12 protein-coding genes and 1 tRNA gene are annotated in these 11,593 nt (G+C 56.4%); 2 read left to right on the top strand and 11 right to left on the bottom strand.

Annotated features, from left to right (window positions below):
- Nucleotides 1-42 precede the first annotated feature (42 nt).
- The 9 genes from ispG to B5G03_RS09220 all read right to left on the bottom strand — a co-directional run bounded on the left by ispG (nt 43) and on the right by B5G03_RS09220 (nt 8,203).
- Nucleotides 43-1,086 carry a flavodoxin-dependent (E)-4-hydroxy-3-methylbut-2-enyl-diphosphate synthase gene (ispG, locus tag B5G03_RS09260; RefSeq protein ID WP_087181430.1) on the bottom strand — a complete coding sequence of 348 codons (1,044 nt, stop codon included), beginning with the start codon at nt 1,084-1,086 and terminating at the stop codon, nt 43-45.
- A 20-nt stretch (nt 1,087-1,106) separates the two neighbouring features.
- Nucleotides 1,107-2,189: an RIP metalloprotease RseP gene (rseP, locus tag B5G03_RS09255; RefSeq protein WP_087181429.1), complete on the bottom strand. Its 1,083-nt coding sequence runs from the start codon at nt 2,187-2,189 to the stop codon at nt 1,107-1,109.
- Nucleotides 2,190-2,212: 23 nt separating this feature from the next.
- Nucleotides 2,213-3,364: a 1-deoxy-D-xylulose-5-phosphate reductoisomerase gene (gene dxr / locus B5G03_RS09250; RefSeq protein ID WP_087181428.1), complete on the bottom strand. Its 1,152-nt coding sequence runs from the start codon at nt 3,362-3,364 to the stop codon at nt 2,213-2,215.
- A 13-nt stretch (nt 3,365-3,377) separates the two neighbouring features.
- Nucleotides 3,378-4,253, bottom strand: a complete 876-nt coding sequence (locus B5G03_RS09245) for a phosphatidate cytidylyltransferase (protein WP_087181427.1) — start codon at nt 4,251-4,253, stop codon at nt 3,378-3,380.
- A gap of 29 nt (nt 4,254-4,282) precedes the next feature.
- A complete protein-coding gene (uppS, locus tag B5G03_RS09240; RefSeq protein ID WP_087181426.1) occupies nt 4,283-4,996 on the bottom strand; it encodes a polyprenyl diphosphate synthase in 714 nt (237 codons plus the stop codon).
- A 78-nt stretch (nt 4,997-5,074) separates the two neighbouring features.
- The gene (frr, locus tag B5G03_RS09235; RefSeq protein WP_087181425.1) at nt 5,075-5,629 is read right to left on the bottom strand and encodes a ribosome recycling factor; all 555 of its coding nucleotides are present in this window, start codon (nt 5,627-5,629) and stop codon (nt 5,075-5,077) included.
- 108 nt (nt 5,630-5,737) lie between these two features.
- Nucleotides 5,738-6,448 carry a UMP kinase gene (pyrH, locus tag B5G03_RS09230; protein ID WP_087181424.1) on the bottom strand — a complete coding sequence of 237 codons (711 nt, stop codon included), beginning with the start codon at nt 6,446-6,448 and terminating at the stop codon, nt 5,738-5,740.
- 116 nt (nt 6,449-6,564) lie between these two features.
- Nucleotides 6,565-7,446, bottom strand: a complete 882-nt coding sequence (locus tag B5G03_RS09225) for a sensor histidine kinase (protein WP_087181423.1) — start codon at nt 7,444-7,446, stop codon at nt 6,565-6,567.
- Nucleotides 7,415-8,203 carry a response regulator gene (locus tag B5G03_RS09220; RefSeq protein ID WP_087181422.1) on the bottom strand — a complete coding sequence of 263 codons (789 nt, stop codon included), beginning with the start codon at nt 8,201-8,203 and terminating at the stop codon, nt 7,415-7,417. Before B5G03_RS09220 ends, B5G03_RS09225 begins: the two co-directional genes overlap by 32 nt.
- Nucleotides 8,204-8,465: 262 nt before the next feature.
- On the opposite strand from B5G03_RS09220, the gene B5G03_RS09215 reads away from it, so the two are divergent.
- Together B5G03_RS09215 and B5G03_RS09210 are read left to right on the top strand one after the other, a co-directional pair.
- A complete protein-coding gene (locus B5G03_RS09215) occupies nt 8,466-9,293 on the top strand; it encodes a TrmH family RNA methyltransferase (RefSeq protein WP_087181421.1) in 828 nt (275 codons plus the stop codon).
- 254 nt (nt 9,294-9,547) lie between these two features.
- Nucleotides 9,548-9,624 (top strand) — tRNA-Ala (locus B5G03_RS09210).
- Between the two features lie 46 nt (nt 9,625-9,670).
- Here B5G03_RS09210 and B5G03_RS09205 read toward each other — a convergent pair.
- Entirely contained in the window at nt 9,671-11,269 is a 1,599-nt protein-coding gene (locus tag B5G03_RS09205; protein ID WP_087181420.1) for a recombinase family protein, read from the bottom strand.
- Nucleotides 11,270-11,386: 117 nt separating this feature from the next.
- Nucleotides 11,387-11,584 carry a hypothetical protein gene (locus B5G03_RS09200; RefSeq protein ID WP_087181419.1) on the bottom strand — a complete coding sequence of 66 codons (198 nt, stop codon included), beginning with the start codon at nt 11,582-11,584 and terminating at the stop codon, nt 11,387-11,389.
- Between the last annotated feature and the right edge of the window lie 9 nt (nt 11,585-11,593).

Genomic DNA, 11,593 nt, shown 5'->3' with positions numbered 1-11,593 from the left:
GCCTGCGGGCAGGAAAATCCCGCCCGCAGGCTCAAAAACACATCACAGCTTATAGATCTCATCCACCAGCTGGCCCACGATGTCGCCCCGCAGCATCCGGATTTTCTCGCCCCGGATGAACAGCAGTGCCTCGTCCTTGCCGCCGGCAATACCGATGTCCGCCTCCCGGGCCTCGCCGGGACCGTTCACCACGCAGCCCATCACGGCTACCTTGATGGGCTTTTTATAACCCTTCAGGCGCTTCTCCACCTCGTCGGCAATCTTGGCCACCTGGATATTGGTGCGGCCGCAGGTGGGACAGCTGATGATCTCCGGGCCGCCCACCGCATGACCGGCGGCGCGCAGGATGTCGTAACCGGCCTGCACTTCCTTCTCCGGCTCATCAGTCAGGGACACCCGCAGAGTATCGCCGATGCCCTCCAGCAGCAGGCCGCCGATGCCCATGCCGGACTTGATCAGACCCATGCGGTAGGTACCGGCCTCGGTAACGCCCACATGCAGCGGGTAATCGCACTTCTCACTGAGCAGACGATAGGCCTGCATCATGGTGGGCACATTGCTGGATTTGATGGAGATCACAATGTTGTTGAAATCGTGCTTTTCCAGCAGAGCCACATGGTACATGGCGCTTTCCACCAGAGCCTCCGGCACAGGTGCGCCGTACTTGGCCAGAATCTCTTTCTCCAGGCTGCCGGCATTTACGCCGATGCGGATGGGGATGTTTTTGGCGTTGCAGGCACGGGCCACGGCGCGCACATTTTCATCCGCGCCGATGTTGCCGGGGTTGATGCGGATCTTATCCACGCCCGCATCCACGCAGGCCAGCGCGATCTTGTAGTTAAAATGAATGTCGGCCACGAAGGGCACATCCACTGCGTTTTTCACTGCTTCCACAATGCGCACGTCCTCCAGGCTGGGAACGCTGGCGCGCAGAATCTGGCAGCCGGCTTCCACCACCCGTTTGGCCTGGGCCACGTTGCCCGGGATATCCGCCACAGGCACGTTCAGCATGGTCTGAACTGCCACCGGATTGTGACCGCCGATCACCACGTTGCCGATTTTCACTTCACGTTTGACCTTACGCATGATTGCTTATCCTCCTGCTTTTAAAACAGACGAATGATATCGTTGAACGTGGCAAAGATCATGAGCCCGAACAAGAAGCACATGCCCGCCGCATTCACCAGAATTTCAAATTTCTTGGGCACCGGCCGCCGGAAGATACCTTCCAGCGCCAGGAATACCAGCTTGCCGCCGTCCAGCGCCGGCACCGGCAACAGGTTGAACACGCCCAGATTCACCGTGAGCAGCGCCAGCAGGGACAGCACCTCGGCCACGCCCATGCTCGCTGCCTGCCCGATGGCAGACACAATGCCCACCGGGCCGGAAAGCTCGTTCACGCTCACCCGGCCCACAACCAGGTCGATCAGCGAACGGAAAACCAGCCGGGCATAGAACAGAGTGTAATTGAAGGCCTGAGAGACTACGGTCTTCACGTTCTTTTCCAGTGCATAGACCTTGAAGCCGATGTTCATGGTAACGGAATCGCCGGTCTCCACCAGCTCAAAGCCCACGTTATCCAACTGCACGATCTCGCCATTGCGCTTCACAGTCAGATCCGCGCTTTGGTCCGGGGTGCGCTGCAGCTCATACAGCACGTCGTTCATCACAAAGCAATGATGGCCGTTCACCGCCAGGATCTCGTCACCCACCTGCAGGCCTGCGGCCTGCACTGGGGAACCCTCTTCCACAAAGCCAACGGTCTTACTGGCGCCGGGATCGCCGAATGCCATCATGAGCAGCAGAACCAGGAAACCCAGAATCAGGTTCATAATCGCACCAGCCGCCACCACGATGATCCGCTTCCAGACCTTTACCTTCGGAAAAGGCAAACCTTTGGGCTGCTCCTCTTCCGCCGCGTCAAGCTCCTGCAGTGCATCGCCGGTCTCCGGCTCTTCCAGCTCTTCATCCTCCCCTTCCATGCTCACATAGCCGCCGATGGGCAATGCGCGCACGCTGTAACGGGTTCCGCCCCGCACTGTGGTGAACAGAGCGGGACCCATGCCGATGGAAAATTCATTCACCTGAATCCCGGCCTTTTTGGCACAGACAAAGTGCCCCAGCTCGTGGATCATAACCACAAGGCCGAAGATCAGCACCGATATGATGAGGGTAAGGATTGTTGCCATGTGCGAATAATCTCTCTTTCTTGTTAAATGTGGCTCAGCACAAACTGCCGGGCCATGCGGTCACATTCATACACGTCAGCCAATGTATAGCTGCCGCCGAAGGAATCGCTGTCCACCACGGCCTCCACCAGACGGCCAATGTCCAAAAAGCCGATTTTGTCTTCCAGGAACAGCCGGACGGCTTCCTCGTTGGCGCCGTTGGCCGCACAGGGACCAAGGCCGCCCTTGGCGATGGCCTTTTTGCAGGCTGCCAGGCAGCGGAAGGTCTCCTCGTCCGCCACGTCAAAGGTGATGGACTTGAGCTGGGTGAAATCCAGCTCGGGCGCACAGCCCGGGAACCGGTCAGGCCAGGTGAGCGCATACTGAATGGGAATGCGCATATCCGGCACACCCAGCTGAGCCAGGATGGAATTGTCGCTGAACTGAACCATAGAATGAATGATGCTCTGGCGCTGCACCACCACCTGAATTTTCTCCGGCGGCAGGCCGAATAACCAGACTGCTTCGATCAGCTCCAGGCCCTTGTTCATCAGGGTGGCGGAGTCGATGGTGATCTTTGCGCCCATGTTCCAGTTAGGATGCTTGAGGGCATCCGCCCGGGTCTTGCCCGCCAGCTCCTCCTTCTTCATGCCGAAGAAGGGACCACCGGAGGCGGTGAGCAAGATTTTGGTGAGTGTCTTGGCAGAATGGGCATCCTGCAGGCACTGGAAGATAGCGGAGTGCTCACTGTCCACCGGGAGCAGCTTGGTGCCGTGCTTGGCAGCGGCTTCGGTGACCAGATGGCCGCCGGTGACCAGGCTTTCCTTGTTGGCCAGGGCCACATCGTGCCCGTTTTCCAGTGCAGCCAAGGTTGCGCCCAGCCCCGCAATGCCAACTACTGCGTTGAGCACCACGTCCGGACCTTCCATTTTTGCCAGCTCCACAATCCCCTCCGCACCGCGCAGGAGCTTGGGTGCACCAGCCACACCGCCCAGACGGGCAGCCAGCTGATCGCAGGCATCCGGATTTGCAACCGCCACGTAGGCGGGGCGGAACTCTTCGATCTGCTTGAGCAGCAGATCCACATTGGAATTTGCCGCCAGGGCATACACTTCATAGCCCTGGGCACGAGCCACATCCAGGCTCTGGGTACCGATGGAACCGGTGGACCCCAGCAAAGTCAGTTTCTTAGCCATTTTCTGTTCCTCGTTACTTCAAAAACGTTGTGGTGAGCCAGACCAGCAGAGCGGCGGCCGGCGCGATAAAGGTAACGCTGTCAAACCGGTCCATAATACCGCCATGGCCCGGAAAGATGGTTCCGTAATCCTTGATGGCACACTGGCGCTTCACCGCACTGGCAAACAGATCGCCCAGAATGCCCAGCAGCGAGCAGGCCATACCGAGGACGAACACCACCAGATAGCTTACCGCACTGGCGGACATGCGCTCCAGCAGCAGGCAGGCCTTACCGCCCGCCAGATGGGCCGAAAGCGACTGGGCTGCCAGGGTGCACAATACGCCCAGCACACCGGAACCCAGTACGCCGCCAATGGCGCCCTCGATGGTTTTGTGGGGGCTGACCACCGGTGCCAGTTTGTGCTTGCCGAAGTAGCGTCCGGCAAAATAGGCCGCGCTGTCTCCACCCCAGGCAAAGCACAGGATCATCATGATCAGGTAGATGGACTCAAACTGATTGTTTAGATGGTTCTTGATGAACACGATGGAGTAAAAGCAGGAGATCATCATCCCGCTGAACACCACCATGCCCCCCAGCTTTGCGGCACTCAGGGTCTGGTTATGCCACAGCAGGCACACCGCCAGATACACTGCCAACAGGTAGCTGCCGGGAACCAGCAGCGCCCTTACCGCAGGCACGTGGGAGAACATTACCAGAAAAGTATACGGGACAAATGCGATAAAAATGTGTGATTCTTTTTCGCCCAATGCGAACGCTTTGTAAATTTCGTGAACGGCAATGACGGTAATCAGCGCGACCACGGCTTCAAACACCAGGGTATTGAACATCAGCATGACCACGGCCAGCACGCAAAGGCCGACCGCAGCAGTTATGATCCTTGTTTTCACAACAGGCTTTTCCTTTCTTTCCGCAATGCTCAGATCCCGCCAAAGCGACGGCTGCGCCGGTTGAACTCCTCAATCGCCAGATCAAGGTCGGCGCGGGTAAAGTCCGGCCAAAGGACATCCATCTCCACCAGCTCCGAGTAAGCGGCCTGCCACAGCATGAAGTTGGACAGACGCTTCTCTCCGCTGGGCCGCAGGATGAAATCCGGGTCCTTCTGGCCGCAGGTATACATATGAGCGCTCATGAGGTCTTCGGTGATCTCCTCCGGCCGAAGCTCTCCCTTCTGCACCTTTTCCGCCAGGCTGCGCGCCGCACGCACGATCTCCTGCCGTCCGCCATAGTTTACCGCGATGTTCAGCGTCATACCGGTATTATTGGCTGTTTTGGTCTCGATCTCGTTCATCAGCTTCTGATGCTTGGGCTCCAGAGCGCTGCGGTCGCCCAGAAAAACGACCCGGTTGTTTTCCTTTTCATAATCGAAGGCCTTGATGAGGTATTCCCCGAACAGCTTCATGATTGCGCCCACTTCTTCATAGGGACGCTTCCAGTTTTCGGTGGAAAAGGCGTAAAAGGTGACCGACTCCACCCCAATGGAATTGCAGTAACGGGTGATATCCTGAAAAACCTCCGCACCCTTTTTGTGGCCGGCGGTCCGGGGAAGGCCCCGCTTCTTAGCCCAACGGCCATTGCCATCCATGATAATGCCGATGCTGAGCCCTTTTGCAAAATTTTCCGGTTGTGGCATAAGCGCAAATCTCTCCTGTTACAAAGTGGTGCCGCGCGCAAAACTCGCACGCGGCACATGATGTTTGTTGCCCGAGAATCAGATCTCCATGATCTCCTTGTTCTTGGCCTCGCAGTCCTTGTCGACCTGCTTGACGAACTTGTCGGTGATCTTCTGCATCTCTTCTTCCAGATTCTTCTGATCGTCCTCGGTGATCTCGCTGTTCTTTTTCAGGGTCTTGAATTTGTCCATAGCCTCGCGGCGCACATTACGAACCGCAACCTTGGTTTCCTCACCCAGCTTCTGTACGTCCTTGGTGAGCTGACGGCGGCGCTCCTCGGTGGGAGCGGGGAACACCAGACGGATTACACGGCCGTCGTTGGTGGGGTTGATGCCGATGTCGCTGACCAGCAGAGCATGCTCGATGGGATGAATCAGAGAGGTATCCCAGGGAGTGATGGTCAGGATGCGCGCTTCCGCCACAGCCACCGCGGCCACCTGATTGATGGGGGTGGGGGTGCCGTAGTAGTCCACCGCCACGCGGTCCAGGATAGCGGGATTGGCGCGGCCGGCGCGGATGGCGGCCAGCTCTTTGCCCAGGTGGTGAATAGCGCCGTTCATCTTGTCTTCGTAGGGCTTGGTGTAAGTGCTCATGTGTTATACTCCTTTTCTTCGGCTTTGGGCCGAATCCTATGCTCTTTGAATCTTCCGGCGGCAATGTGCGGCCGGTTTTCAGCGCAGCTTTCACGGAAAGCTGCGCTGTTACTCCTCCACAACCAGGGTGCCCACGGTTTCGCCGCGCACCGCTCTTGCGATGTTATCCGGGCCCTTCAGGTCGAACACCAGGATCGGAAGCTTATTCTCCCGGCAGAGGGTGGCCGCGGTGCCATCCATCACAGCCAGGTTCTTTTCCAGCACCTCGGTGAAGGTGAGCTGGTCATACTTCACGGCGTCCGCATATTTTTTCGGGTCCTTGTCGTACACGCCATCCACCATCGTGGCCTTGAACATCACGTCACAGCCCGTCTCGATGGCCCGCAGCGCACTGGCGGTATCCGTGGAGAACAGCGGGTTGCCGGTGCCGCCGCCGAACAGAACAACGTTGCCGGCCTCCATGCTTTCCACCGCACTGTCGCGGGTGAAAACGGAAGCCACCTGGGGCATGACGATCGAGGTCTGGACCTGTGCGGGAACGCCCAGCTGACGCAGCTGATCCGCCACTGCAAGGCAGTTCATCACGGTTGCGAGCATGCCGATCTTATCGGCGCAGGTGCGCTCCATGCTGCCGCTGGAACGGCCGCGCCAGAAATTGCCGCCGCCCACGACCAGACCGATCTGTACACCCAGATCATATGCCTGTTTGATGCCGCGGCAGATGGCCTCCATGGTGGGTTCGTCGAACCCGGTGCCCTTGCTGCCCGCCAGCGCCTCCCCGCTGACCTTCAATAAAATACGCTTGTATTTTGTATCCAAAACCAATACACCGCCTGATCAATATTATATTTGTTCCTATTTTACAATAAAACGTATTTCTTGTAAACAACAAACAAAAAATAATGCCGGGGAAACCCTTCCCCGGCGTAACACTTTTATATGCTTTCCTGTTCCTCACCAGCGATCTTGCGGGCCTGCCATACCCCCAGCTCCGCCAGAACGCGGCTTCGCTGCACCGAGCCCTGCCAGCCGCGCGCTTCGCTTCGCAGCACCGGATCGGCAGCAGGCACTACCGGCGTCTCTGCCTGCACAAGCGGGATCAAAACGCAGGCTTTTGTTCCCTGCTGCGTGCTGTTCAGTTCCAGCTTCCAGCCCATGGCCTCCGCATACATATGCACCAGATAAAGCCCCAGCCCCGAACCGGCAGCAGCACCCTCGCCCATGGGATCATACTGCCCCACAAACGCTTCAAACAGATGCTCCTGCACCCAGTCAGGCAGCCCCGGCCCCTGGTCCTCCACCGTAAGGGCAAGCGCCTGCCCCTGCGGCTGCAGCGCCACCTTCACCGTCTGCCCCCGCTCACTGCACAGCACCGCGTTGGTCACCAGATGCAGCAGGATCTTATCGGCCCAGTCGCTGTCGGCCGGGAGAAAAACCGTTTGTTCCAGATCGCATTCCCACTCCAGCGAAACGCCGTAAAGCTTCGCACCATTGGTCAGCAGTTCCATGGCCTCGGAATACTGGCCCTTCAGATCCAGCGACTCCAGGCGCGGCACCAGCGTGCCCCGCTCGGCCTGCAGCAGATCCTGCAGGTTTTCCGCCACCCGGCTGAGCCGCAGCGTGCTCTGGTCGATGTTTTCAAACACCCAGCTCAGCTGCCCGCAGGCCTGGGGAGACTCCTTCCCCATCGACTGACGCAAAAGGCCGCTGGAAGCCCGGATCGCAGACAATGCCTGATATATTTCATGAGAGAGACCGGAGCACAGCGCTCCCCTCTGCTTTTGTTCACACAGTTGTTGTTCCAGGCTCTTGTTCATAACTGTCGTTCAAACCTTCCTGCAAGGATTCCGCCCAGACACGATCTGCCAGCCAGCCGAGAAACGGCTTCATCTTTTGGTAGGGAGCAGGAATTTTCCCCTCCTTCTTCAGCTGCAGGATCACCCGATGAATCCCGCTTTCCACCGCTTTGACCGCCACTCCATGATAGCGTGCCACATCCGGCAGGACACTTTTCATCTGAGGGACCTGTCCGCTTCCGATCAGGCGCAGCCACTCCTGCAGACAGCCGCCCAGATACCAATACCCTTCCATCGTATCGGAAACACCAAGCGAGCGCAGCTGCCGGTGAATGATTTTGTCCAGCGGTGTGACCTGAGGCAAGCGGCGCGCCGGTGAAAACATCGCCATCGCCGACAGCAGATCGTCCGGATCGTATGGCTCTATCATATAATAATCCACACAGTTTGACAAGTGACCTTGTTCCACCAGTTCGATATATCGGGCCGGGCCGGTGAGGATCACGCGCAGACGCTGGTCGGCGCATTCCTGCTCCATCTGCCGCAAAAAGCGCACGGTATCCATGTCCTGCAAATAACAGCCCAGCAGCACAAGATCCACCTGCTGGCCACTTTTTAAAAAGCGCAGAGCGCTGCGCCCGGTCTGAAAGGAATTCACAACCTGATAACCGTTCATATTCAGCAGGCAGTTCAGGGTTCGCAGCATAATGGGGTCGGCATAAACCAACACAATGTTTTTCACTGCCGCCCGCACCTGTTCTCGATTGCTTTTTTCCACGTCAAACTTCCCACCATTTATCTTTTTCGTGCCCCAGCACCGTACGTTTCAGTGCCTTCGGCCGCTTGGGCGTATCATCGCCTAATATAATAGTAGCGAAATATGTCATACCGTGCAACAGGTTTTATTCTTCGTTTTACTTCGCCTGGCGCTGCGGCTGGCAGCGTGCTATAATAGAAACATTCCGATGCAGAAAAGGGCATGTCCGCGAGCACTCTTTTCTGTGCGATCCACTCTAAAGTACAAGAGAGTATATATAAATATGAATGAAATCATCGAAATCACCGATTTGAATGCCCCTGAGCTGGATGTGTACGCCCGCCTGACTGAGGCCCAGCTGCGTGCCCGGCTGGAAGCCGAGCGCGGCGTTTTCATCGCCGAAAGTCCGAAAGTGATCGAGCTTGCCTTGAATGCGGGCTGCGTCCCCCTTTCCTTATTAATGGAACGGCGGCATCTCCAGGGACAAGGGGCCCCACTAATGGAGCGCTGCCCCGGGATACCTGTCTACACCGCCGACCGTGACGTGCTGGCCAGCCTTACCGGTTACGCCCTCACCCGGGGAATCCTGTGCGCCATGCAGCGCCCTGTACCCAAAACCGCTGAATCGCTTCTGAACAGCGCCCATCGCGTTGCCGTGCTGGAGGGCATCGTTGACTCCACCAATATGGGTGCGATTTTCCGCTCAGCCGCCGCTCTTGGCATGGATGCCGTTCTGCTCACCCCCACCTGCTGTGACCCGCTGTGCCGCCGGGCAGTGCGGGTAAGCATGGGCACGATTTTTCAGGTACCCTGGGCGCGGATTGGCGACTCGCCCGCCGATTGGCCGGAAACAGGCATGGAGTTGCTGCGCCGGAATGGCTTTGCAACAGCCGCTATGGCGCTGGATGACCGGGCGATCTCCATCGATGACCCGCGGCTTCGGCAGGAGGAAAAGCTGGCCGTTCTGCTTGGCACCGAGGGCGATGGACTCAGCCATCAGACCATCGCCCGGTGCGATTACACCGTGATGATCCCTATGGAACACGGAGTGGATTCGCTGAATGTTGCTGCCGCCAGTGCTGTGGCATTCTGGCAGCTGCGCCTTCGCTGAAAAATCCATACTATTCCGGCAGGGGTGTTTCAAAGCTTCCCGTCTGTTTTGAAATGCCCTTGCCGGAAAGAACAAAAACACGCTCGATTTTTTTGATTTTGGGTATTGACTTTTCAAGAAAACAGAGTAAAATATGAAAAGTAAGCTTCGCATGGGCCTGTAGCTCAGTTGGGAGCGCAAAGGGTTCGGTTTTCTGCCACACCTATAATTTCATATTGTTTATTCTTCTGTTCCGCTTTTGGAACTGTTGATTTGGGCCCGTAGCTCAGTCTGGGAGAGCGTACGGTTCGCATCCGTAAGGTCGAGGGTTCGATCCCCTTCGGGTCCACCACACTCGGGAGATCTCAAAACGAGATCTCCCGAGTTTTTTCATGCCTTCAGGATGCGCGATAGTACACACTCTTGTCCCCTTCCGGATACAGGAAGTCGAAGAACTGTGTGACACTGATTTTGAATTCCACTTCGATTTCAAAGTTCTTCCCGATATTCACCCGCTCAATGAGCTGCCGCAGGATCATCTTCTTTCCCTCAATGCTGCTGCCCGCATACAGGTCGGCCCAGGACATGATCTTGTCATACTCCTTTTGAACGGCAACGGCAGAGTTTTTCAGATCAGCCGCTTTTTCCTTGGCCTGTTCCAGCTCCTGTGCCAGTGCCGTCAGTTTGCTCCGGGTGTCCTCTATCATCTCACCGAGGATGTCCGCTCCAAAACTACCAGTCCCGTTGATGGTCTTGATGATCTCTTTTTTGTAGCTCTCCAGCTCCCGTTCTGCGGCGGCATGGAGTTTCTCCAGATTGGCCACCGAACTGTTTGCCAGTTGGAGTTCTTTCTCCCGCTGCTTTTGAATGAGCTGGCTCCTGGGTGCAGTCTTCATTCGCTCAAAGAGTTGGATGACAATCTTATCAATAATGCCGTCCAGTTTCTCACCGGAGTATCCGGTCTGACCGTCACAGTCCTGAGGATGACGGATCTTGTAGTGGCAGGCGTATCGGATACGGGTTTCCCGTTTGGGCTCACCCTTGGCACGTCTGCCGCTGCTGGTGGTCAGCACCAACTTTGAACCGCAGTGGGCGCAGTAGACCATCCCGGAGAGCAGCGACTTCCCCTTGGAGTTAAAGGGCACCTCATTGTGGTGCATTGTCCTGGCCTCCATCAGCTCCTGTGCCCGCTCATACAGATCCAGTGGAACGATTTGCAGCTCCGGAAAGATTTCTGAGCGTGTATCCCCACTGCGCAGGATTCCAACATACATGATGTTCTTCAGCATTTTGATGATGGTGGTATTGGCGAAGTTGGTTCCCTTTCGATTGAGATAGCCGTTGTTATATAACCACCGGGACAACCGCTGTGCACCGAACCCCTCATAGACATATTTTTCAAAGATGATGCGCACCACCGCAGCTTCATCCGGGTCAACCAGAATCTCGTTGACTTCGTGATTCTTTTTATTGAAGCGCCCCTGCTTTTCCAGGCGGTATCCATAGGGAACGATCCCGCCGCGGAACCTCCCCTCCTGCACGATTTGTGACAAACGTGTCTTTGTTCGTGCGGAGGTTTTGAGGCTCTCACCGGAGGCCTGCCAGTAACGGATATAGTTCAGCAGTTTGTCGATATGATCATCCATCTTCTGCTGCCCTTCCATTGCGCTCCACACTTCGATTCCGTTGCGGATGAACCACTCCACCACGAAGGGCGTCTCATCATCTCTCCGTCCCAGGCGGTCGAACATGAACACCAGCAGGATGTCAAACTTCCGTTCCTCGGCATCCTGACGGATCTCCTGAATCGCGTCGCGGTCAGCAGCAGCCACCTTGAAACCCGAGACACCTTTTTCCGCAAATTCTTTGATGATCGTCCATCCCTGGCTCTCCGCAAATTCACGGCAGTATTGTTTCTGCATCGGAATATCATCTTTTTCTACCTGTCCTTTGGTAGAGACTCGATAGAGGCAGTATACTCGTTTGCTTTTTTCCATGATTGCACCTTGTCCTTTCTGGTATAGGACTGCGGTGCATATGGTTTGCTCAGATTAAATTGTCAAGGTTCATATGCACACACAGTATCCCACACCACTGGTAAAAAGTCTACTGAATCAAGCAGGCTTGTTCAGGTTTTCAAAGTCCTGTGCCATCAACAGCGTCTGCTCAATTTCAGACACTGTGTCAGGCTTTGTGATGGTGTTTTTGAAGCGGAGAGCAACAATCAGTCCGTCCACTTCCATCGTGATATATTCTGTCGGCTCAGAGTATCGGGGATGCTCCCGATCATACATTGCCTGCTGATAACTCATGTGATCATC

This window comes from Gemmiger sp. An50, from assembly GCF_002161595.1.
Lineage (GTDB): Bacteria > Bacillota > Clostridia > Oscillospirales > Ruminococcaceae > Allofournierella.
This window is presented reverse-complemented; position numbering and strand designations above follow the sequence as displayed.

What these genes read in the sequence shown, in the direction of transcription:
- uppS (WP_087181426.1), bottom strand. Translation starts at nt 4,996, where the DNA reads ATGCCACAACCGGAAAATTTTGCAAAAGGGCTCAGCATCGGCATTATC.
- ispG (WP_087181430.1), bottom strand. Translation starts at nt 1,086, where the DNA reads ATGCGTAAGGTCAAACGTGAAGTGAAAATCGGCAACGTGGTGATCGGC.
- rseP (WP_087181429.1), bottom strand. Translation starts at nt 2,189, where the DNA reads ATGGCAACAATCCTTACCCTCATCATATCGGTGCTGATCTTCGGCCTT.
- B5G03_RS09205 (WP_087181420.1), bottom strand. Translation starts at nt 11,269, where the DNA reads ATGGAAAAAAGCAAACGAGTATACTGCCTCTATCGAGTCTCTACCAAA.
- B5G03_RS09225 (WP_087181423.1), bottom strand. Translation starts at nt 7,446, where the DNA reads ATGAACAAGAGCCTGGAACAACAACTGTGTGAACAAAAGCAGAGGGGA.
- B5G03_RS09200 (WP_087181419.1), bottom strand. Translation starts at nt 11,584, where the DNA reads ATGAGTTATCAGCAGGCAATGTATGATCGGGAGCATCCCCGATACTCT.
- dxr (WP_087181428.1), bottom strand. Translation starts at nt 3,364, where the DNA reads ATGGCTAAGAAACTGACTTTGCTGGGGTCCACCGGTTCCATCGGTACC.
- B5G03_RS09215 (WP_087181421.1), top strand. Translation starts at nt 8,466, where the DNA reads ATGAATGAAATCATCGAAATCACCGATTTGAATGCCCCTGAGCTGGAT.
- frr (WP_087181425.1), bottom strand. Translation starts at nt 5,629, where the DNA reads ATGAGCACTTACACCAAGCCCTACGAAGACAAGATGAACGGCGCTATT.